The organism is Planotetraspora mira (assembly GCF_016863275.1).
Taxonomy (GTDB): domain Bacteria; phylum Actinomycetota; class Actinomycetes; order Streptosporangiales; family Streptosporangiaceae; genus Planotetraspora; species Planotetraspora mira.
Genome location: NZ_BOOO01000038.1, coordinates 13,008 through 33,557, shown reverse-complemented (window position 1 = coordinate 33,557; position 20,550 = coordinate 13,008). Strand labels below are relative to the sequence as shown.

The window sequence follows — 20,550 nt, the reverse complement described above, 5'->3', positions numbered from 1 at the left end:
GGCAAGGGAGTTCCGATGGGCTCGCTGGGTTTCTGGAGGCTTGCGCAGGCGGATCCTGGTTGGATCGCCGCGATAGATCCCGACGGCGTCGAGTACACGGGCGGGGAGTTGCTCTCCCGGGCCAACCGGCTCGTCCACGGCCTCCGTGCGCTCGGCCTGAAGGCCGGAGACGGGATCTGCGGTCTGATGCCCAACGGTGTGGACGGGCTCACGCTCTATCTGGCGGCGTTGCAGGCGGGCTGGTACTACACGCCGATCAACTGGCACCTGACGGGGCCGGAGATCGCCTACATCCTGGCCGACAGCGAGGCGAAGGCCTTCTTCGCCCACGAGCGGTACGCCGTGGAGGCCGTCAGGGCCGCGGAGGAGGTCGAGCCCGAGCGCCGGTTCTCCTTCGGGGCGATCGACGGCTTCAGGCCGGTCGCGGACCTCACCGAGGGGCAGCCGGACTCCGCCCCCGAGGACCGCACGGCCGGCGCCACGATGCACTACACGTCGGGCACGACGGGCCGGCCCAAGGGGGTCAGACGGGCCCTGACCGGGCTGGATCCGGACGACTCGGCGGAGCTCATGACGGGGCTGCTGGCGTTGTTCGGCATCACCCCCGGTCCGCCCAACGCGCACCTGGTCACCTCGCCGAACTACCACACCGCCGTGACGCAGTTCGGCGGATCGGCCCTGCACATGGGCCACACGCTGGTCTACATGGACAAGTGGGATCCGGAGGAGACGCTGCGGCTGTGCGCCAGGTACGGCGTGACCAACTCGCACATGGTCCCCACCCACTTCAAGCGACTGCTCGCGCTGCCCGACGAGGTCAAGTCGAAGTACGACCTGTCCACGTTGCGCTGGATGATCCACGCGGCGGCGCCCTGCCCCGTCCCGGTCAAGTGGGCGATGTTCGAGTGGTGGGGCGACTGCGTCTACGAGTACTACGCGGCCACCGAAGGCGGCGGCACCCTCGCCACTCCGGACGGCTGGAAGAAGCACCCGGGCACGGTCGGCACGTCCTGGCCGATCAGTGAACTGCTCATCGTGGACGACGACCACGAGGCCGTTCCCGTGGGGACCCCCGGCACGATCTACATGAAGATGGGCGCCGGCCGCTTCGAGTACAAGGGCGATCCCGAGAAGACCGCCGCGAACAGGCTCAGGGACTACTTCACCGTCGGGGACATCGGCTATCTCAACGACGAGGGCTACCTGTTCCTGTGCGACCGCAAGGCCGACATGATCATCTCGGGCGGCACCAACATCTACCCGGCCGAGATCGAGAACGAGCTGATGGTCCATCCCAAGGTCGCCGACGTCGCCGTCTTCGGCATCCCCGACGACGAGTGGGGTGAGCAGATCAAGGCGGTCATCGAGCCCATGCCCGGCAACGACCCCGGACCCGAGCTCGCCGCGGAGATCCTCGCGACGCTCGAAGGCCGGCTGTCGCGGATGAAGTGGCCCAAGACCGTCGACTTCATCGAGGACATGCCGCGCGAGCCGAACGGCAAGCTCCTCAAGCGCAAACTCCGTGACCCGTACTGGGAGGGCCGTGACCGTGCCATCTGAACCGCTGGTCGCCGAGCACGCACTCGAGTTCCCGGGTGGATACACGCGGACGACGGGGCCGGTGATCGGGCGCTTCCTGACGGAGCTGCGCGACGGCCGCATCGTCGGCGTGCGCACCGCCGAGGGCCGGGTGCTCGTGCCGCCGCTGGAATACGAACCGGAGACGGGGGAGCCGGTGACCGGCGACTATGTCGAGGTCGGCCCGGCCGGAACCGTGATGAGCTGGGCCTGGGTCGAGTCGCCGAGGAAGGGCCATCCGCTGGACCGGCCGTTCGCCTGGGCGCTGATCAAGCTGGACGGCGCGGACACGGCGCTGGTCCACGCGGTCGGCGCCGACGCCGCCAAGGCGATGCGCCCGGGGTTGCGCGTCCGTCCCCGCTGGAAGCCGGAGGCGGACCGCGTCGGCCACATAACCGATATTTCGTGCTTTGTTCCTGAAGTGACCGCGATGGTCGCGCACATCCGCATGGAGTACCGCGTCCGGCCCGGCCGGTCGCTCAGCCGATTCCTGGAAGGTGTCCGCGACGGCGTCTTCCTGGCCGGGCGCTGCACGCACTGCGACAAGGTCTACGTGCCCTTCCGGACATCGTGCCCCGAGTGCGGCTCGGCGATCTCCGAAGAGGTCGAGCTGCCCGACACCGGCACCGTGACCACCTTCGCGATCAACAACCTGCCCGACCCGCGGGCGCCCCAGGTGCCGTTCGTGTCGGCGTACATCCTGCTCGACGGGGCGGACGTCCCGATGATCGCACTCGTGGGCGACGTGCCCGCACACGAGGTGCGCCAGGGCATGCGCGTCAAGGCCGTCTGGGCGCCGCCGGAGGAACGCACGTTGTCGATGGCCAACATCCGCTGGTTCGCCCCCACGGGCGAGCCGGACGTCGAGCTGTGAGGGGAGGAGCCGTATGCGTGAGGTGGCGGTCATCGCCTTCGCCCAGACCGAGCACACCGACCACGACGAGGGACTGACCGACTTCGAGCTGATCCACCCGGTGATCCAGGAGGTCAAGGAACGGTCCGGCCTGTCGAGGTTCGGGTTCACCTGCTCGGGAAGCTGCGACTACCTGGCCGGCGCGCCGTTCTCCTTCGTCTCCGCGCTGGACGCCCTCGGCGCCTGGCCGCCGATCTCGGAGAGCCACGTCGAGATGGACGCGGCGTGGGCCCTGTACGAGGCCTGGGTGCGGCTCCAGCATGGGGACGTGGACACGGCGCTGGTCTACGGCTTCGGCAAGTCGTCCATGGGCGACCTCCGGGCGATCATGACCCTGCAGCTCGACCCGTACTATCTGGCGCCGCTCGGTCTGGACCAGGTCTCCTTCGCCGCCCTGCAGGCGAACGCGTACGGCGCGGGCCGAGCCGAGCTCGACGAGATCGTACGGCGCAGCCGCGCGGACGGCCGGAACAATCCCCGCGCCCTCGACCTCGACGACCCCTCCGGGGAGGAGTTCGAGGTCGAGCCGCTCAGGCCGTACGACGTGGCGCCGATCACCGACGGCGCCGCCGCGATCGTGCTGGCCGCGGGCGACCTCGCGCGAGAACTGGCGGAGCGCCCCGCCTGGATCACGGGCATCGCCCACCGGATCGAGCCCCACTACCTCGGCATGCGTGACCTCACGCGGTCGCCGTCCGCGGAGGCCGCCGGCCGGGCGGCGGGGGTCGGCAAGGGGCCGGTCGACGTCGCGGAGTTGCACGCACAGTTCAGCCACGAGGAGCTCATCCTCCGCGAGGCGCTCGAGTTGCCGGCGGAGACCGTGGTCAACCCCTCGGGCGGGCCGCTGGCGGCCAACCCCGTCATGGCGACGGGTCTGATCCGCATCGGCGAGGCCGCGTCGCGGATCCTCGACGGCGGCGCGGGCCGTACCGTCGCCCACGCCACGTCGGGCCCCTGCCTCCAGCACAACCTCGTCACCGTCCTGGAGGCCTGACCCCCCATGCCTCCCAAGCCCCCCAAGCCCCCCACCCTCCGCCGTGATCATGCACAGGTTCGTGATCAGGCCGTCCCACCTGCGAAAACCCCTGGCGTGATCATGCGCAAGTTCGTGAATTCACGCCCTGAGCTGGGAAGTCGTCGATCGTGATCATGCAATCGAGGTGCTGTCGTGGGTAACCGCTGTGCCGTCATCGGCGTCGGCCAGACGCGATACCAGACCAAGCGGCGTGACGTCTCCATCGCCGGTCTGGTCAGAGAGGCCGCCCTCCGCGCGCTGGAGGACGCGGGCCTCACGTTCAAGGACATCGACGCCGTCGTGATCGGCAAGGCCCCCGACCTGTTCGAGGGCGTGATGATGCCCGAGGCGTACCTCGCGGACGCCCTGGGCGCGGCGGGCAAGCCGATGACGCGCGTGCACACCGCGGGATCGGTCGGCGGGTCGACGGCGCTGGTCGGGGCCTCGCTCATCCAGGGCGGCGTGCACGACCGGGTGCTCGTCGTCGCCTTCGAGAAGCAGTCGGAGTCGAACGCGACCTGGGCCCTGTCCACGCACCTGCCGTTCAACGCCTCGCTGGTCGTCGGCGCGGGCGGGTACTTCGCGCCGCACATCCGCGAGTACATGCGCAGATCGGCCGCGCCCGACCACATCGGCACACTGGTCGCGGTCAAGGACCGGCAGAACGCCCTGAAGAATCCCTACGCCCACCTGCGGATCCCCGGCATCAACCGGCAGATGGTCGAGTCGACCCCGATGTTGTGGGAGCCGATCCGCTATCTGGAGACCTGCCCGTCGTCGGACGGCGCCTGCGCGATGGTGCTCGCCTCCGAGGACAAGGTGACCGGGACGCCCGCCTGGGTGCACGGCACCGCCATGCGGTCCGAGCCGATGGCCCGGGCCGATCGCGACACGGTGAGCCCCCAGGCCGGCAAGGACTGCGCGGCCGACGTCTACCGCCAGGCCGGCATCACCGATCCGCGCAGGGAGATCGACGTCGCCGAGGTCTACGTGCCCTTCTCGTGGTACGAGCCGATGTGGCTGGAGAACCTCGGCTTCGCCCCCGAAGGCGAGGGATGGAAGCTCACCGAGTCCGGCAGCACGGCCCTCGACGGCGACATCCCGTGGAACGCCTCAGGCGGCGTGCTGTCCTCCAACCCCATCGGCGCCTCCGGCCTGATCCGGTTCGCGGAGGCGGCGCAGCAGGTCAGAGGCATGGCTGGTGAGCATCAGGTCGACGGCGCCCGTACGGCCCTCGGCCACGCCTACGGCGGAGGGGCGCAATTCTTCGCCATGTGGATCGTCGGAGCGCAAAAACCCTGATCGGCCAGGCCCCGGGAGAGAGGTCCCTCGTATGGAGTTCAATCACGCCGACCTTTTCGAAGGGTTCGCGGACGCGATCGGGGACCGGGTGGCCGTCGTCTGCGGCGACACCCGTATGACGTACGCCGAACTCGACGCACAGGCCAACCGCCTCGCCCATCACCTGGCCGCCAAGGGTGTACGGCGCGGGCAACACGTCGGGATCCAGCTCTACAACGGGCTGGAGTACATCACCGCGCTGCTCGCGGCGCTGAAGATCCGGGCCGTGCCCGTGAACGTGAACTACCGCTATGTCGAGGCGGAACTGGTCTACCTCTACCGCGACTCCGACATCGTGGCGTTGCTGTTCGACGTCGAGTTCGACGGCCGGGTCGCCGCCGCCGCTCCCGAAGCCCCCGCGCTGCGTCACCTCATCGCCGTCGGCGGCGACTCCGCCATCTCGGAGGCCGTGCCGTACGGCGAGGCGCTGGCAGGCCAGCCGGCGACGAGAGGATTCGAGCCGCGGACCGGCGAGGACGTTTACATCATCTACACCGGCGGGACCACCGGCATGCCCAAGGGCGTGATGTGGCGGGTCGAGGACCTGTTCATGGCGTTCGGCGGGGGCAACCCGTACGGCGCGCCGCTGGAGACGCCGGAGTCGGTCATCGAGCAGGCGCGCAACGCCAACCCGATCGTCATGATGGCCGCGCCGCCGCTGATGCACGGCGCGGCGCAGATGGGGACGTTCCTGTGCTGGTGCATGGGCTCCACCATGGTCTACGTCCGCAAGTTCGACCCGGTCGCCGTGTTGCGGGCGATCGAGCGCGAGAAGGTCGTCAGCATCAACATCACCGGCGACGCGATGGCCCGTCCGCTGGCCGAGGAGATCGCCACCGGGGCGTACGACCTGTCCTCTCTCGCCGCCGTGAGCTCGACGGGGGCGATCCTCAGCGGCACGGTCCGTGCGCGGCTGCAGGAGTTGCTGCCGCAGTCGATGATCATGGACAGCTTCGGGTCGACGGAGTCCGGTTACACCGCGTCGGGAGTCGCGGGGTCGACTCCGGAGGCCGGTCTGAAGTACCAGCCCAAGGCCGATGCGGGCATCGCCGTACTGGACGAGAAGCTCAGGCCCGTCGAGCCGGGCTCGGGAGTCATGGGAATGGTCGCGAGGTCGGGGCGCATCGCCTTCGGGTACTACAACGACCCGGACAAGACCGAGCGGACGTTCGTGACGGACGGCGAGGGCATCAAATGGCTGCTGTCGGGCGACATGGCCATGGTGGAGGAAGACGGGACGATCCAGATCTTCGGCCGGGGCTCGCAGTGCATCAACACCGGCGGGGAGAAGGTCTTCCCCGAGGAGGTGGAGGCGGTCCTGAAGGGGCATCCGTCGGTGTTCGACGCCGTCGTCACCGGGATCCCGGACGATCGTTGGGGCTCCCGTGTGGCGGCCGTGGTCCAGCCGTACGAGGGGACCGCTCCCGCATGGGAGGAACTGGACACTCACTGCCGGGAGAGGTTGTCGGGGTACAAGGTGCCGCGTACGTATGCGTTCGTGGAGGAAGTGCTCCGGTCGCCGGCCGGCAAGGCCGACTACCGATGGGCCAAGCAGATCGCCCAATCCGCCGCCACCCCACCCCCCACCCCGGCGTGATCATGCACAGGTTCGTGCGCATGCCCGCTGGCCAGCGCGACCACCGGCCGTGATCATGCACGGGTTCGGTGGCATGGTCTCTGGCCAGCGGGTTCTCAGTTCGTGATCATGCGCGGATTCGTGGAAACGCGGGCCGACCAGGGGTTTTGCCGCTCGTGATCATGCAGTGCCGAATTGCATGATCACGAAGTGCGTACGGCCAGTTGGGCGCGGGTTTGAGCGAGCCTGTGCGTGATCACGAACCGAATCGGCCCAGCTCATCCAGCCGATCGGCGAATGTATGCATGATCACGCCCGGTGTTCACGCTGGTCAGGCCGGCAATCTCCGAACCTGTGCATGATCACGCCCGAGGGAGGGGCAGGTCAGAGGGTGTCTCGCCGAACCTGTGCATGATCACGCGGATTCGGAGGTGAGGGCGGCGACGGCTCCCAGACCCAGGTAGACCACGCCGCTGCCCACGTCCAGGCGCCGCCGGGCCCGGGCCGACCGGCGCAGCCGCCCCGCCAGAGCCGACGACAGGAGGGCGTAACTGCCGTCGCTCGCCATCCCGAGCACGATCCAGATGAGCCCGAGCAGCACGATCTGCGGCGCCAGAGGTCCTCGCGACGGGTCGGCGAACTGCGGCAGGAAGGCCAGAAAGAAGATCGCCGTCTTGGGGTTGAGCACGTTGACGACGAACCCCTCCCCGAACAGCCGAGACCGGGACGCCCGCCGCATCTCGAAGGGCTCCTCCGCAGCGGAGCGTTTGATCAGCTTGCGGATGCCGAGGTAGACCAGATAGGCCGCACCCAGGTATTTCACGATCGCGAACGCCGTCGCCGACGCGGCGAGCAGCGCGCTGATGCCGAGCGCCGCGGCGGTCACGTGCACCACCGAGCCGGCGTGGACCCCGAGCACCGAGACGAGCCCTGCCGCCCGGCCTTGGGCGACGCTGCGGGTCACGATGTAGACCACTGCGGGTCCCGGTACCAGGAGCAGAGCGAGGGTCGCGGCCGCGAACAGGGCGAGCGTCGTAATCGGTGGCATGGTCGCGATGGTACGAAGTGACCGCCGGTCCCGGCATCCCGATTTTCACGTGAGGGCGGCCAGCAGAGCGGCGACGGCGGGAGGATCGGGCGGCTCCCCGTACGTCGCCGCGAACACCCGCCGCGTCGACCCGGGCAGTTCGGTCACCTGGACGCCTGGATGACGGTGCGCCGACAACGCCAGCCTCGGCAGGACGGCCACACCCAGGCCTGCGGCCACCATGGCCTGGACCGCGACGTAGTCGTCCGTGGTGAACGAGATGCGGGGCTCGAATCCGGCGAGGGCGCACAGATCGAGCAGGTGAGCACGGCACCGATCGCAGCCCGCGATCCACCGCGACTCCGCGTGGTCCCGCAGCGCCGTCGCGAGCGGCCCGGAGCCGGGCGCCACGAGCAGGCTCGGCTCGTCGAGAAGGGGCGTCATCCGAAGCCCGGCCCCCTCGGCCCCGCCGGCAGGGCCGTACTGGAAGACCACCGCCACGTCCACGTCGCCGGCCCGCAACATGCGCAACGCCTCAGGCGGTTCGGCCTCGGCCAGCCGCAGGTCCAGGCCCGGGTGATCGCGGGCGAGCCGTACGGCCGCCTCGGGGACGAAGGTGCCGAGTGCCGAAGGGAAGGCGGCCAGCCGCACCCGGCCGGCGCGCAGCCCGACATGGGCCGCGAGTTCGGCCGAGGCGGAGTCGAGCCGTCCGAGGATCTCGGCGGCCCGTTCCGCAAGCAGGCGGCCGGCCTCGGTCAGCCGGATGCCGCGGCCCACTCGCTGGACGAGCTTCGCCCCGGTCTCCGCCTCCAACCGGGCGAGGTGGTGGCTGACCGAGGGCTGGGCGTAGTGGAGTTCCCTGGCCGCTGCGGTCACAGAACCGGTCCTCGACACGGCGAGCAGCACCCGTAGCCGTACGACGTCGAGCATGCCGCGAAACCTATCAATGCCATCTATCGATGGACGAGATGACTTCAGTTGGACCTATGCCACGATCGACCGCCACCCTGGGGTACGTGACAGAGTTCCGCGACGTGCTGGAAGCCCGGCGGCTGATCGCCGGGCACCTGCCAGAGACGCCCATGTGGTCCTATCCCGTCCTCGACTCGACCGTGGGGGCACGGGTCCACGTCAAGCATGAGAACGTTCAGCCCACCGGCGCCTTCAAGGTGCGCGGAGGGATCAACCTGCTGGCCCGGATGCCCGACCGGTCGCGGGGAGTCGTCGCGTACTCCACCGGCAACCACGCGCAGTCGGTGGCCTACGCCGCCCGGCTGTACGGCGTCGCCTGCTCGATCGTGATGCCGGAGAACCCCAACCCGGCCAAGGTCGCCGCCGTCCAGGCACTCGGCGCCACGGTCACCGTCGCGGGCGCCACCATGGTCGAGGCGGCGGACCACGCCCGCGCGCTGGCCGATGACCAGGGAAGACGCCTGATCAGCCCGGCCGACGAGCCGGACATCATCGCGGGAGTCGCCACGCTCTACCTCGAGGTCCTGTCCGCACGGCCCCGCCTCGACGCCGTCTTCGTGCCCGTCGGCAGCGGCACGGGAGCGGCCGCCGCCTGCCTGGTCGCCGCCGCGCTCGCGCCCCGCTGCCGGGTGATCGCCGTGCAGTCGGCCTCGGCGCCGGCCGCCCACGACTCCTGGGCGTCGAAAGAGCTCGTGACCCGGCCGTGCGAGACCGTGGTGGACGGCCTGGCGACCGGTTCCGCCTTCGCGACGCCCCAGGCCGTCATGCGGGACGGACTGGCCGACTTCCTGCTGGTCGGCGACGACGACATCCGGCGCGCCCAGCGGATGCTCCTCACCGAGGCCCACACGCTGGCGGAGGGGGCCGGCGCGGCCGCGCTCGCCGGCCTGTTGTTCGTGCGCGAGGAGTTCGCCGGTCGCGAGGTGGCCGTCGTCTGCACGGGGGGCAACGCCGGGCCCGCCGAGCTCGACCGCCTGCTGGCCTCCTGAGACGCCCAGGTCAGGGGGTCTGACCGAGATCCTCGCGGGTGGCCTGCTCGACCTCGTGCAGGCTCTGCCGGGTGAGCTCCAGTTCGGAGACGAGGTCGTCCAGGTCACGGGTTCCGCTGTCGGCCGCCGAGGACGTCGCGGTCATCGCCGACACCTCGACCGCCCGGGCGACCAGGCCCTCGAGGTTGATCGCGCCGGACTCGAGCCTGGCCAGCACCTGTGCCCGCGTCGCCGACAACCGGTCGTGGACCTGCTGCTGCGACTCCAGTGACGCGATCGACCGGTCCAGGTCGCCCGCCAGGTCGGCAGACGCCGACGCGCGCGCCCGCTCGAGCCGTGCGCGCTCTGCCTGCAGGAAGCCGGGGTCGAAACGGGCGAGAGCCGAGCCGGTCACCGACGCCTGCCCGGCCAGCCGCCGCAACGTCGCGACCGTGTCGTCCACCTGGGGACGCATGGCCGCGATCCGGTCGAGGAGAAGCCGGCCCCGCATCGAGGCCGTCAGGTCGCCGAAGCCGTTCGCCGCCCGCTCGGCGCGCCGCAACCACGCCTCCTCTGGACTGCCCTTGGTGACCGGCAACTGCACCGGCTCGGTACGGCTCTCGCCTCCGGCGGCCTGCCACGCCGACGCGAACGACTTGGCCAGCCAAACAACCACGCCGACGCCGCCGGCGGCGACGGGGGGCACGTTGACGGCCCAGGCCACACCGCCCGCGGTGGCGCCCATGAGCAGTCCCCAGGGGTCGCGCAGTTCGTCAGTGAAGCGGGACAAGGGAGGGCTCCTGGCTCAGAAGTTGGAGAGCACGGCGGTGAACACCTGATCGATGCTCCCCGGTTCACGGGAGTCGTAGGCCGCGGCGTTGGTGGTCTGCGAGATCTGCTTGAGGACGTCCAGGTCGGCGTCCGCGCCGTACGCGATCGTGAACAGGCGGACGGTGTCCTGCCCCGCCTCCGTGCCCAGGTCGGGGAGGAGGTCGTCGAGGGAGATCGAGTCGTTGTCCTCGTTCTTGCCGTCGGTGAGCAGGACGACGGCGTTGATCGTGTCGTCGCTCTGCCGCTTCATCACGTCCTGGTAGGACGCCAGCGCGGTGTCGTACAGGCCGGTGCCGCCGTTGGGGATGAGGTCGCCGATACGGCTTGTCAGCTCGTCTTTGGCGATCTTCTTCACCGGGACCAGTTGGCGGTAGTCCTTGTTGCCGTCCTGGCGGAGGGAGAACATCCACAGGCCGACCTTGTCGTTCGGCCCGAACTGGGAGAGGGCGTTGATTGCGGCCTGCTTGGCCAGGTCGAGCTTGCTCTTCCCGGTGCCGGGGACCTCCGCCCCCATGGAGCCGGACGTGTCGATGACCACCAGGACGTTGGCCGGCTTGCGCAACTCGCCCCAGCTCTTGAGGATCCCGTCCAGCACGTCGGGAGCCGGCACGCTCAGCGTGGTGGCGGGCTGCTTGGGGTCGAGCCCGTTCGCCGCGGTGATGAGGCCGCCGGCCTTCCCGTCGAACGAGCGGAAGGCGTACTTCGCGAACTCGCGCTGGCCGTCCGAACGAAGGTATTTGAGGAAGTCGTCCGCCGCGGCCTTCTTGGCCGGGTCGAGTCCGGTCAGTTCGGCGTACGGATGGTCCGAGAAGAGCGTGCCCTCCGAGGGATAGATCGCCACGAGCGGGACCTTGGGCTTGGCGTGCCGTCCGAGGGTCTTCGGGTCGCCCGTCGGGTTGCCCTGGTTGTAGTCCCAGACCGACTTCTCCTCGATGGTCACGGCCGAGATGTACGACATGGCCGTACCGGAGTCGTCCGCGTGCTGGAGGTTCGACAGGAACGTCAGCGAGATGTCGCCGTAGTGGACGATCGACCGTTCCACGCCGCTGACGAACTTCCGCGTCTTCGCGTTCGCCACGTCCTGCTTCGACAGGTCCCCCGACAACCCCGTCGCGGCGAAATAGGCGCCGATCGTGGCGTTCAGCCCGGAGGTGGAGTAGTTCGGGTTCGTCTTGCCGAGACGGAAGGGACCCCATTCGGGGTGGCCGTACTTCGCCCAGCCCTTCGGGTCGTTGGCCAGATCGAGGATCTGCGTCCAGCCGACCTTCTTCGACGGCCAGCCGATCGCCTGGGCCATCGGCTTTGGCATGGCGATGACCAGGGGTGACGTCGCGATGGTGGGGTTCTGTGCGGGGACGGGAGCGGTCCTGTCCGCCGCGGCGGGCATCCGCTGCTGGAGGAGGCTGACCCAGCCCGCGCTCGCGGGAGTCCACACGTCCGGCTTCGGGCCGTCCCTACGGGTGTCCCAGCCGCGCGCGAGCGCCTGCATCGCGTCGCCTGACGCCTTGGAGGTCACGACCACGTCGACGCAGCGGCCGCCGACCTCGCGGCCGTTGTAGGAAGCGGCGATCGTACGGAGGACCTCCGCCTTCTCGCTCGAGGCCACGACGTTCAGCTTGACGCCGTCGTCGCCGCAGGCCGCCGCTTGGGCGCCCGACGAACCTTGCGATCCTTGCGAGCCCGATGAGCCCTGCGTGCTCGCCGAGCCGTCGTCCGTCCCTCCGAAGAGCACGCGCAGTCCGACGATGAGGGCGCCCGCGATGATGATCGCGATGATGAACGGAGCGAAGCCGCGGCGGCGCTTCTGCGCTGGGGGGTACACGCTTCCTCCACTGGACGAGCATCGGAGAACGAGATTGCCGGCATCTTTCCCGACGTATAGCGATCCACGTTAGTTTCCGATCATCTCGTCCGGCTAACGCGCGATCATCCGTTCGGCGGCGCCGTACCCGAGCCGGAGACCCGCCACCCGCGCCGCCCCCTTCCGCGTGATCATGCACAGGTTCGGAAAGATGCCCGCCGACCTGCTGATCCGCCCGCCGTGATCATGCACAGGTTCGGCCGGAGGGTGCCCCACCTGCGGCACCCTCAGCCGTGATCATGCGCAAGTTCGGGGAAGCCGTCCCTCACCGGCCCGAATGCCCGCCGTGATCATGCGCGAGTCGCGTGCGGCGACCCTGGAGTCGTGCATGATCACGGGATGTGAATCGCCTGGTCAGCGGCATGCCTGACGAAACCGTGCATGATCACAAACTGCGTTCACGCTGGTGGGGGTGTGTTTCCCGGAATCCGTGCATGATCACGACAAGCGTCGCCGCAGGTCAGGGGTTGTTCTACCGAATCCATGCATGATCACGGCAGAAGGTGGCGCAGGTGGGGCACCCTCTGGCCGAACCTGTGCATGATCACGGCCGAGGGTGGCGGGGTTATGGGTGGGTGTAGGTGGCGAGGAAGAGGGCTTCGGCGGTGATGATCCGGCGGAGTTCGTCGAGGACCACGCGCTCGTTCGGCGCGTGGATGGAGGCGTCCTCGTCCTCGACCCCGTAGAGCAGGATCTCCGCCTGCGGGTGGAGCGTGGCCAGCTTCGCGACCAGCGGGATCGACCCGCCCTGGCCGACCTCGCGCGGCGGGCGGCCGAAGGCCTGTTCCATCGCCTTCTCGATCGCCGCCCGAGCGGGTCCGCCCTCGGCGGCGCGGAAGCCCGAGCCGGTGACCACGTCGGCGAACGACACCTGGACGCCCCAGGGGGCGACCTCCTCGAGGAACGCGGTCACGTCCTTCAGCGCCGTCGCGGAGTCACCTGACGGGGGGATCCGGATCGTGACGCGAGCCCGGGCCACCGCCTGCACCGCGTTGATCGCACCGGACACGCTGGGCACGTCGAGCCCCGTCACGGTGATGGCGTAGGACGCCCAGACCCGGTCGGCGATCGACCCGGAGCCGACCAGGGAGACGCCGTCGAGAACGCCGGCCGTCGCGCGGAACTCCTTCTCGGAGGAGCTCTCGCCGGGGAAGGTCCCCCGGCCCAGGCCCGGTACCCGGACGTCGCCGTTGTCGTCGTGCATCGAGGTCAGCATGCGCATCAGCGCCGACAGGGCGTCCGGGGCCGCGCCGCCGAACGATCCGCTGTGTACGGCGTCGCCGAGCGACCGGACCTCGACCGTGAAGGCGGCCATGCCGCGCAGCATGGTCGTCAGCGCGGGGTCGCCCACCTTCGGGTTGCCGACGTCGCCGATGACCATCGCGTCGGCGCGCACGAGTTCGGGGTCGGACTCGACGAGCGCCTCGAGCCGTTCGCCGGCGTACTCCTCCTGGCCCTCGATGATGACCTTCAGGCCGACGGGGAAGCTGCCCTGGAAGACGCGCAGCGCCGCGATGTGGGCGATGAGGCCGCCCTTGTCGTCGGCGGCGCCCCTGCCGTACATCGCGTCGCCGATCAGGGTCGGCTCGAACGGCGGGGTCCGCCACAGGGCGAGGTCACCGGAGGGCTGCACGTCGTAGTGCGCGTACAGCAGCACGGTCGGAGCGCCGGGAGGCGCGGGAGCGGTGGCGTAGACGGCGGGGAAGCTGCCCTCGACGGGGATCAACTCGACGTGCGGGAGACCGACCGAGCGCAGCAGGTCCGCGACGGCCGCGGCCGCCTCGTGGACCGGGGCCTCCGGGTGCCCGGGGAACGCGACGGACGGGATCGACACGAGCTTCGTGAGGTCCTCGATCGCCTGCGGCATTCCCGCCTCGACGGCCTTTTCGATCTCCGCAGGTGTCACGGCGTTTTCTCCCGAATGTAGGTGGTTTGAGGCGCGCTGGGCCGTTGGGTGAGCCCATTGCACCACATCCCGTGACGCTCCCCGCCCGCGCGGCCGGGCGACGGGGAAAATCGAGGCTCACGGATTTCGTTGTGGTTACATGTCGATATCGCGGATTCCGAACTTCCTGGATACTGCAACCACGTAATCACTTGGCAAACTCCGTAAACGGCATGCAGACTGTGCAGAGCACCTATCGCCTGAGGGAAGGTTGCGATGACGCGCCCGGACGTTCTCAAAGCCGCACAAGACAACCTGTGGATGCATTTCACCCGGCACAGTTCCCATGAAGGCACGGAAGTGCCGATGATCGTGAAGGGCGAGGGCGCCTACATCTACGACATCCACGGCAAGCGGTACCTCGACGGTCTCGCCGGCCTGTTCGTCGTCCAGGTGGGCCACGGCCGCGAGGAGATCGCGGAGGCGGCCGCCAAGCAGGCCAAGGAGCTGGCCTTCTTCCCGCTCTGGTCGTACGCCCATCCCAAGGCCGCCGAGTTGGCGGCCAGAATCGCGGAGCTCACCCCAGGCGACCTGAACCGGGTCTTCTTCACGACCGGCGGAGGCGAGGCCGTCGAGTCGGCCTGGAAGCTCGCCAAGCAGTACTTCAAGACCCAGGGCAAGCCCCTCAAGACCAAGGTGATCAGCCGTTCGATCGCCTACCACGGCACCCCGCACGGAGCCCTGTCCCTGACCGGCATCCCCAGCCTCAAGGAGGCCTTCGAGCCGCTGGTCCCCGGCGCGTTGAAGGTCCCCAACACCAACCTCTACCGCGCCGACGAGATCTCGGGCTTCCCCGGCTTCGACAAGGACCCCGAGGCGTTCGGCCGCTGGGCCGCCGACCAGGTCGGCAAGGCCATCGAGATGGAGGGCGCGAACACCGTCGCCGCCGTCTTCGTCGAGCCGGTGCAGAACGCCGGAGGATGTTTCCCCCCGCCGCCCGGATACTTCCAGCGGCTGCGTGAGATCTGCGACGAGAACGACGTGCTGCTCGTCTCCGACGAGGTCATCTGCGCCTTCGGCCGCCTCGGCACGATGTTCGGCGGTTACAAGTTCGACTACGTTCCCGACATCATCACCTGCGCCAAGGGCCTGACCAGCGGGTACGCGCCCATCGGTGCGATGATCGCGTCCGAGCGGCTGTTCGAGCCGTTCCGGCACGGGGACGAGACGTTCGCCCACGGCTACACCTTCGGCGGCCACCCCGTGGCCTCCGCCGTGGCCCTGGCCAACCTCGACATCTTCGAGCGTGAGGACCTGCTCGGCCACGTCACGACCAACGAGCCGGTGTTCCGCGCCACGCTTGAGAAGCTCCTCGACCTGCCGATCGTCGGCGACGTCCGGGGGGCGGGCTACTTCTACGGAATCGAGCTCGTCAAGGACAAGTCGACCAAGCAGACCTTCAACGACGAGGAGTGTGAGCGGCTGCTCCGCGGGTTCCTGTCCAAGGCCCTGTTCGACGCCGGTCTGTACTGCCGGGCCGACGACCGCGGTGACCCCGTGGTGCAGCTCGCGCCGCCGCTCATCTGCGGCCCCAAGGAGTTCGACGAAATCGAGTCGATCCTCCGGTCCGTCCTCACCGAGGCCTGGGCCCGTCTCTGACAATCCACGTGGTACGGGCCGGCGCCTCCGGCGGCGCCGGGTCGTACCGAGAATGCTGAAAGGACTCATCCCATGAAGATCGGCGTGCCTGCCGAGGTCAAGAACCACGAGTACCGTGTCGCCGCCACCCCCGCGGGTGTACACGAACTCGTCCGTCACGGACACGACGTCCACGTTCAGCGTGGCGCGGGTCTCGGGTCGCACATCACGGACGAGGAGTACCTCGCGGTCGGTGCCAAGATCCTCGACACGGCCGACGCGGTCTGGGGCGAGTCCGAGATGGTGCTCAAGGTCAAGGAGCCCATCGCCGAGGAGTACGGCAGGCTCCGTGACGACCTCGTGCTGTTCACCTATCTCCACCTGGCCGCCTCGCGGCCCTGCACCGACGCGCTGCTGTCGGCCGGGACCACCGCGATCGCCTACGAGACCGTGCAGGTGGGCAACACCCTGCCGCTCCTCGCCCCGATGTCGGAGGTCGCCGGCCGTCTGGCGCCCCAGGTCGGCGCGTACAACCTGATGCGCTTCAACGGCGGACGCGGTGTCCTGCCGGGCGGCGTCCCCGGAGTGGCTCCGGCCAAGGTCGTCGTCATCGGCGGCGGCGTCTCCGGCCTCAACGCGGCCCAGATCGCCGTCGGCATGGGCGCCGACGTGACGATCCTCGATGTCAACATCGACCGGCTGCGGTTCATCGACGCGATCTACCAGGGCCGCCTGAAGACGCTCGTGTCCACCGCCTACGCCCTCGAGCAGGCCGTGCTCGCGGCCGACCTGGTCATCGGCGCGGTCCTCATCCCGGGCGCGAAGGCGCCGACCCTGGTCTCCAACGAGCTGGTTTCACGCATGAAGCCGGGCTCGGTGCTCGTCGACATCGCGATCGACCAGGGCGGCTGCTTCGAGGACTCGCGGCCGACCACGCACGCCGAGCCCACCTTCACGGTGCACAACTCGATCTTCTACTGCGTGGCCAACATGCCGGGCTCGGTGGCCAACACCTCCACCTTCGCCCTGACCAACGCGACGCTGCCCTACGCCGTCAAGCTGGCGGACCGGGGGTGGCGGGAGGCGCTGCGCGCCGACGCCGCGCTCCAGCTCGGGCTCAACACCCACGCGGGTGTGCTCACGAACGAGCCCGTGGCCGTCGCGCACGGCGTCGGGTTCACCCCGGTCGCCGACGTCCTCGCCGCCTGAACCGCCCCGGCACCCGCCGGAGCCCGTCTGAACCCGCAGACACGACCTAGCGCAGGCCGAGGCGCCTGCGCAGGTCGCGGGCCGTCATCAGGACGTGCTCGACCTCGGTCGGAGCCGGCCACGGAGCCGTGCCCGGCTTCAGCAGGGTCGCCCGGACCGAGCAGAGGTGCTCGACGGCGGGAGCGTGCAGGCCACTCGTCTCGGTCAGCCACATGACCGGGTCGTGCCGCTCGGCCAGCCCGCGCGTGATGAGATCCCACGTGCCGAGGATCTCGATCAGATCCGCGGTGTCGGCCACCGCGTCGCCTCTGCGGCGGCCCGCGGCCACCGCGAGCTCGGCCCGGGCGGTCAGCTCGGGCTCCGTCGGGTGGTCCCAGCTCGCGGCCTGCGCCTCGTACGGCCGGTCATCCGGCCTGTCGGGCCCGCCGGTCACGGTCTGGAGCGTGCGCAGCTCCGCGGCCGCCCTGTGGTGACCGGCGGTCGCGGCCTCGGCCAGCCAGTGCCGGCCGCCGTCCAGATCCTGGTGCTCGGCGACCAGCAGGAGGCCGTAGTTGTAGGCCGCCTCCGCGTCGCCCGCGGCCGCCGCCTGCGCGAACCAGTGGGCGGCCGCCGGACGGTCGTCCAGCTCGACGCACACGAAACCCGCCATGCGCTGGCCGTCGACGCGACCGGCGTGCGCCGCCCGCTCGAACCAGGCCCGTGCCGTACGGAGATCGCGCTTGGCCAGCGAGAGGCCGCCGAGCGCGAAGGCCGCGCGGGGGTGGTTCTGCCAGGCGGCGAGCCGGTAGAGCGTCTCGGCGGCCTCGGGGTCGCGGGCGGCGTGCAGGAGCAGGCCGAGGTGGTAGGCCGCGTCGGCGTGACCCGCACGTCCCGCGTACTCCCACCAGTGGCGGGCCTCGCTCTCGTCGCCCGCCGAGTAGCCGAGGAAGCCCAGGTCGTAGGCCGACTCCAGCTCGCCCTCGATCGCCGCCCTGCGGTGCCAGTCGCGTGAGCCGAGGGTGTCTCCCATGTCCTCGCAGAGCAGTGCCAGCCGCCGGGCCGCCACGCACGAGCCGTCCGCGGCGGCCCGCTCGAACCAGCTCCGGGCGCCCGCGACGTCGCCGCGGCGCTCCAGGAGCAGCGTGGCCAGGTAGATCGCGGCCTCGGCGTCGCCGGTCGTGGCGGCCAGTTCGAACCAGCCCACGGCCTCTTCCGTCGTGCCGTGCCGCTGGTGCCACAGGCCCAGGTTGAACGTGCTGTCGACGTTGCCCATCCGGGCGGCCCGCTCCCACCAGTGCCGGGCGGCGGACCGGTCGCCGCGCTCGGCGTAGAGGCGGCCGAGACGGTGCGCGGCATCCGGGTCGCCCGCCCGGGCCGTCGAGAGCAGCTTCGCCTCGAAGGGATCCGCGGGCTCCGGGCTGCGCGGGACCGGGACGTCAGGCCACGAGACCGCTGCCTTCATAGCTCCCAGTGTTGTCATGGGAGTCAGGGTGGCACGTGATGTTGTGGCTACGGAGCGTAATTAAGAAGTCCTTTGTCAACGGGCCCCGGCGGGCCCGCTGGACATCTCCTGTGATGACAGGCGTGGACGGCCCTCAGTGGACGAGGGCCAGGTCGTCGAGAGTGCCTGACTTCGCGGCCTCCACGATCGAGCCGAACTGGTCGAGGCTCATCTCGACCCGCTGCCCGAAGTCGTCGGTGATCACGACCTGCCGCTCGGCCGGCGCCGATAGATCTACGAAGAGCTCGGGGCAGCCACAGCTGCAATTGCCGCAGAATCGTGCGATGGACTTCACGCGGTCCTCCTCGAACCAGGGCTTTCCCGCAACGTAACGTGGCGGTCCGAGGGCGACCAGTAACACTTCGCTCACCCCGGCGCCCGCGAGTCAGAGCCAGCCGGGCTTGACCAGGCCGGACTCGTAGGCGATGACGACCAGTTGGGCCCTGTCCCGGGCGTGGAGCTTGGTCATCGCCCGGCTGACGTGGGTCTTGGCCGTGGCGGGCGACATGAAGAGCGTGCCCGCGACCTCGTCGTTGGTCATACCGGTGCCGACCAGCGACAGGACCTCCCGCTCCCGATCGGTGAGCACGTCGAGGCGGCGGCCGACTCCGGGCTCCTTCGCCCTGGAGGCGTACTCCGCGATGAGCCGGCGGGTGACACCGGGGGACAGCAGCGCGTCGCCCGACGCCACCACCCGGACGGCCTGGATCAGCTCGGCGGGCTCGGTGTCCTTGACCAGGAAGCCGCTGGCCCCGCCTCGGAGGGCCTCGAAGACGTACTCGTCCAGCTCGAACGTGGTCAACATGATGATCTTCGTGGCGTCGAGCTCGGCGTCCTCGCCGATGCGGCGGGTCGCCGTGAGACCGTCCATGCCCGGCATGCGGATGTCCATCAGCACCACGTCCGGCCGCAGTTCCCGGGCCAGCCGCACGGCCTCCGCCCCGTCGGGGGCCTCACCGACGACGGTCATGCCCTCCTGCGCGTCCAGCAGGGCACGGAAGCCGGCCCGTACGAGAGCCTGGTCGTCCGCCAGCAGCACCTTGATCACGTGGACTCCATCGCCGGGTCGTCGGGCAGGGGAAGGACGGCCTCCACGCGGAAACCCCCACCGGGCAGGGGCGCGGCGTTCAGCGACCCGCCGAGCGCCGCGGCCCGCTCACGCATGCCGGGGATGCCGTTCCCGCTGCCGAGGCCGGAGATCGCGGGAGCCGCTCCAGCACCGTCGTCCTCCACGACGATGCCGAACTCGCCCGGACCGTACGAGACGCGGACGGTCACGCTGGCGCCGGGGGCGTGCCGGGAGACGTTCGTCAGTGACTCCTGGACGATCCGGTAACCGGCCCGGTCGGTCCCCGCGGGGAGCCGCCGGACGGATCCGGTGATCTCCACCGTGACCGGGAGGCCGCTGCGTTCGGCCAGTTCGTCCAGGCGATCCATCCCGGCCGTCGGCGAGCGGGGCGCGCCCTCCCTGAGCAGGCTCAGGACGCCGCGCATCTCGGTGAGGACGTCCTTGGACGCCTGTTTGATCGTGGTGAGCGCCGTGCGTGCCTGCTCGGGATGTTCGTCGAGCAGGTGCAGGGCGGTGGCCGCCTGCACGTGGATCAGCGAGATGTTGTGCGCGAGCACGTCGTGGAGTTCCTGCGCCATGGTCAGCCGCTCCTCGCTGGCCTGGCGCCTCGACTCCTCCCGCGCCACGCGCTCACGCTCGGCGAGGCGCTCCCTCCGGATCCGGACGAACTCCGAGACCGTCATCGTGAGCAGCAGGAACGCCGCGAACGCGGTGTCGTGGAACCAGCCGCGGGGGTTCGGGATGAGCCAGCCGGCGTACACCACAATGAACAGGAAGAAGGCGGCCGCTCCCAGCCAGGCGGCCCGCCGGCGCCCGGACACGACCGCGGAGAACAAGGTGATGACCGGGCTGAGGAAGACCGGCCCGTAGGAGAAGTCGAAGAGGAGGTAGACGCAGGTCGCGACGAGGGTGACCACCATCGCCGGCACCACGAGGCGGCGGCGGACGGTGATCGCCAGGGGACCGACGAGCAGCAGCGCGTATCCCCGCCAGTCCAGCGAGACCCGGCCCAGATCGGCGACCGAGACCTGCCAGTGCTGGGCGGCCGCCGTCCCGCCGACCTGGATCACGCCGACGACGGCGGCCAGGGCGAGATCGACCCTTCGGGGCCACGGAGACTCGGAACACACATCACGCACGCTAGGCCATCCGGTTGACCAGCACATCCTCCCCGTGCGGCACCGGCT

At 69.9% G+C, this 20,550-nt stretch carries 17 protein-coding genes; 8 read left to right on the top strand and 9 right to left on the bottom strand.

Going from position 1 to position 20,550, the window contains the following annotated elements; genetic code table 11:
* Nucleotides 1-15 precede the first annotated feature (15 nt).
* From Pmi06nite_RS32150 to Pmi06nite_RS32130, 5 genes are all read left to right on the top strand, one after another.
* On the top strand, nucleotides 16-1,560 hold the full coding sequence (locus tag Pmi06nite_RS32150) for an acyl-CoA synthetase (protein WP_203956929.1): 1,545 nt from the start codon (nucleotides 16-18) through the stop codon (nucleotides 1,558-1,560).
* Nucleotides 1,550-2,452 (top strand): Zn-ribbon domain-containing OB-fold protein, encoded by a 903-nt coding sequence (locus tag Pmi06nite_RS32145; protein WP_373317349.1) that lies wholly within the window; start codon nucleotides 1,550-1,552, stop codon nucleotides 2,450-2,452. Before Pmi06nite_RS32150 ends, Pmi06nite_RS32145 begins: the two co-directional genes overlap by 11 nt.
* A 13-nt stretch (nucleotides 2,453-2,465) precedes the next feature.
* Nucleotides 2,466-3,485: a thiolase family protein gene (locus Pmi06nite_RS32140; protein ID WP_203956928.1), complete on the top strand. Its 1,020-nt coding sequence runs from the start codon at nucleotides 2,466-2,468 to the stop codon at nucleotides 3,483-3,485.
* 174 nt (nucleotides 3,486-3,659) lie between these two features.
* A complete protein-coding gene (locus Pmi06nite_RS32135; protein ID WP_203956927.1) occupies nucleotides 3,660-4,808 on the top strand; it encodes a thiolase family protein in 1,149 nt (382 codons plus the stop codon).
* A 31-nt stretch (nucleotides 4,809-4,839) separates the two neighbouring features.
* Nucleotides 4,840-6,444 carry an acyl-CoA synthetase gene (locus tag Pmi06nite_RS32130; RefSeq protein ID WP_203956926.1) on the top strand — a complete coding sequence of 535 codons (1,605 nt, stop codon included), beginning with the start codon at nucleotides 4,840-4,842 and terminating at the stop codon, nucleotides 6,442-6,444.
* Nucleotides 6,445-6,838: 394 nt separating this feature from the next.
* Here the strand turns inward: Pmi06nite_RS32130 and Pmi06nite_RS32125 are convergent, their stop codons facing one another.
* Both Pmi06nite_RS32125 and Pmi06nite_RS32120 read right to left on the bottom strand, forming a co-directional pair.
* Nucleotides 6,839-7,471 (bottom strand): LysE family translocator, encoded by a 633-nt coding sequence (locus tag Pmi06nite_RS32125; RefSeq protein WP_203956925.1) that lies wholly within the window; start codon nucleotides 7,469-7,471, stop codon nucleotides 6,839-6,841.
* Nucleotides 7,472-7,516: 45 nt separating this feature from the next.
* The gene (locus Pmi06nite_RS32120) at nucleotides 7,517-8,380 is read right to left on the bottom strand and encodes a LysR family transcriptional regulator (protein ID WP_203956924.1); all 864 of its coding nucleotides are present in this window, start codon (nucleotides 8,378-8,380) and stop codon (nucleotides 7,517-7,519) included.
* A gap of 86 nt (nucleotides 8,381-8,466) precedes the next feature.
* Here Pmi06nite_RS32120 and Pmi06nite_RS32115 point away from each other — a divergent pair, with 86 nt between their 5' ends.
* Entirely contained in the window at nucleotides 8,467-9,411 is a 945-nt protein-coding gene (locus Pmi06nite_RS32115; protein WP_239114349.1) for a threonine ammonia-lyase, read from the top strand.
* 10 nt (nucleotides 9,412-9,421) lie between these two features.
* On the opposite strand, the gene Pmi06nite_RS32110 is transcribed toward Pmi06nite_RS32115, so the two are convergent.
* The 3 genes from Pmi06nite_RS32110 to Pmi06nite_RS32100 form a co-directional block, all read right to left on the bottom strand.
* A complete protein-coding gene (locus Pmi06nite_RS32110; protein ID WP_203956922.1) occupies nucleotides 9,422-10,180 on the bottom strand; it encodes an efflux RND transporter periplasmic adaptor subunit in 759 nt (252 codons plus the stop codon).
* 15 nt (nucleotides 10,181-10,195) lie between these two features.
* Nucleotides 10,196-12,043 (bottom strand): substrate-binding and VWA domain-containing protein, encoded by a 1,848-nt coding sequence (locus Pmi06nite_RS32105; RefSeq protein ID WP_203956921.1) that lies wholly within the window; start codon nucleotides 12,041-12,043, stop codon nucleotides 10,196-10,198.
* Between the two features lie 604 nt (nucleotides 12,044-12,647).
* Complete coding sequence (locus Pmi06nite_RS32100) at nucleotides 12,648-13,988, bottom strand: M20/M25/M40 family metallo-hydrolase (RefSeq protein ID WP_203956920.1); 1,341 nt, start codon at nucleotides 13,986-13,988, stop codon at nucleotides 12,648-12,650.
* Nucleotides 13,989-14,243: 255 nt separating this feature from the next.
* Here Pmi06nite_RS32100 and Pmi06nite_RS32095 point away from each other — a divergent pair, with 255 nt between their 5' ends.
* Nucleotides 14,244-15,626 (top strand): aspartate aminotransferase family protein, encoded by a 1,383-nt coding sequence (locus Pmi06nite_RS32095; protein ID WP_203956919.1) that lies wholly within the window; start codon nucleotides 14,244-14,246, stop codon nucleotides 15,624-15,626.
* Between the two features lie 72 nt (nucleotides 15,627-15,698).
* Nucleotides 15,699-16,814: an alanine dehydrogenase gene (gene ald, locus Pmi06nite_RS32090; protein WP_203956918.1), complete on the top strand. Its 1,116-nt coding sequence runs from the start codon at nucleotides 15,699-15,701 to the stop codon at nucleotides 16,812-16,814.
* Nucleotides 16,815-16,860: 46 nt separating this feature from the next.
* On the opposite strand, the gene Pmi06nite_RS32085 is transcribed toward ald, so the two are convergent.
* From Pmi06nite_RS32085 to Pmi06nite_RS32070, 4 genes are all read right to left on the bottom strand, one after another.
* The gene (locus Pmi06nite_RS32085) at nucleotides 16,861-18,255 is read right to left on the bottom strand and encodes a tetratricopeptide repeat protein (RefSeq protein WP_239114348.1); all 1,395 of its coding nucleotides are present in this window, start codon (nucleotides 18,253-18,255) and stop codon (nucleotides 16,861-16,863) included.
* A 133-nt stretch (nucleotides 18,256-18,388) separates the two neighbouring features.
* Entirely contained in the window at nucleotides 18,389-18,589 is a 201-nt protein-coding gene (locus tag Pmi06nite_RS32080; protein ID WP_203885118.1) for a hypothetical protein, read from the bottom strand.
* Nucleotides 18,590-18,679: 90 nt separating this feature from the next.
* A complete protein-coding gene (locus Pmi06nite_RS32075) occupies nucleotides 18,680-19,342 on the bottom strand; it encodes a response regulator transcription factor (protein ID WP_203956916.1) in 663 nt (220 codons plus the stop codon).
* Complete coding sequence (locus tag Pmi06nite_RS32070) at nucleotides 19,339-20,493, bottom strand: sensor histidine kinase (RefSeq protein ID WP_239114347.1); 1,155 nt, start codon at nucleotides 20,491-20,493, stop codon at nucleotides 19,339-19,341. The genes Pmi06nite_RS32075 and Pmi06nite_RS32070 overlap by 4 nt, the downstream gene beginning before the upstream one ends.
* Between the last annotated feature and the right edge of the window lie 57 nt (nucleotides 20,494-20,550).

Excerpts from the sequence above, each read along its gene's own strand:
- Pmi06nite_RS32085 (WP_239114348.1), bottom strand. The coding sequence starts at position 18,255 with ATGAAGGCAGCGGTCTCGTGGCCTGACGTCCCGGTCCCGCGCAGCCCG.
- Pmi06nite_RS32140 (WP_203956928.1), top strand. The coding sequence starts at position 2,466 with ATGCGTGAGGTGGCGGTCATCGCCTTCGCCCAGACCGAGCACACCGAC.
- ald (WP_203956918.1), top strand. The coding sequence starts at position 15,699 with ATGAAGATCGGCGTGCCTGCCGAGGTCAAGAACCACGAGTACCGTGTC.
- Pmi06nite_RS32130 (WP_203956926.1), top strand. The coding sequence starts at position 4,840 with ATGGAGTTCAATCACGCCGACCTTTTCGAAGGGTTCGCGGACGCGATC.
- Pmi06nite_RS32125 (WP_203956925.1), bottom strand. The coding sequence starts at position 7,471 with ATGCCACCGATTACGACGCTCGCCCTGTTCGCGGCCGCGACCCTCGCT.
- Pmi06nite_RS32095 (WP_203956919.1), top strand. The coding sequence starts at position 14,244 with ATGACGCGCCCGGACGTTCTCAAAGCCGCACAAGACAACCTGTGGATG.
- Pmi06nite_RS32120 (WP_203956924.1), bottom strand. The coding sequence starts at position 8,380 with ATGCTCGACGTCGTACGGCTACGGGTGCTGCTCGCCGTGTCGAGGACC.
- Pmi06nite_RS32150 (WP_203956929.1), top strand. The coding sequence starts at position 16 with ATGGGCTCGCTGGGTTTCTGGAGGCTTGCGCAGGCGGATCCTGGTTGG.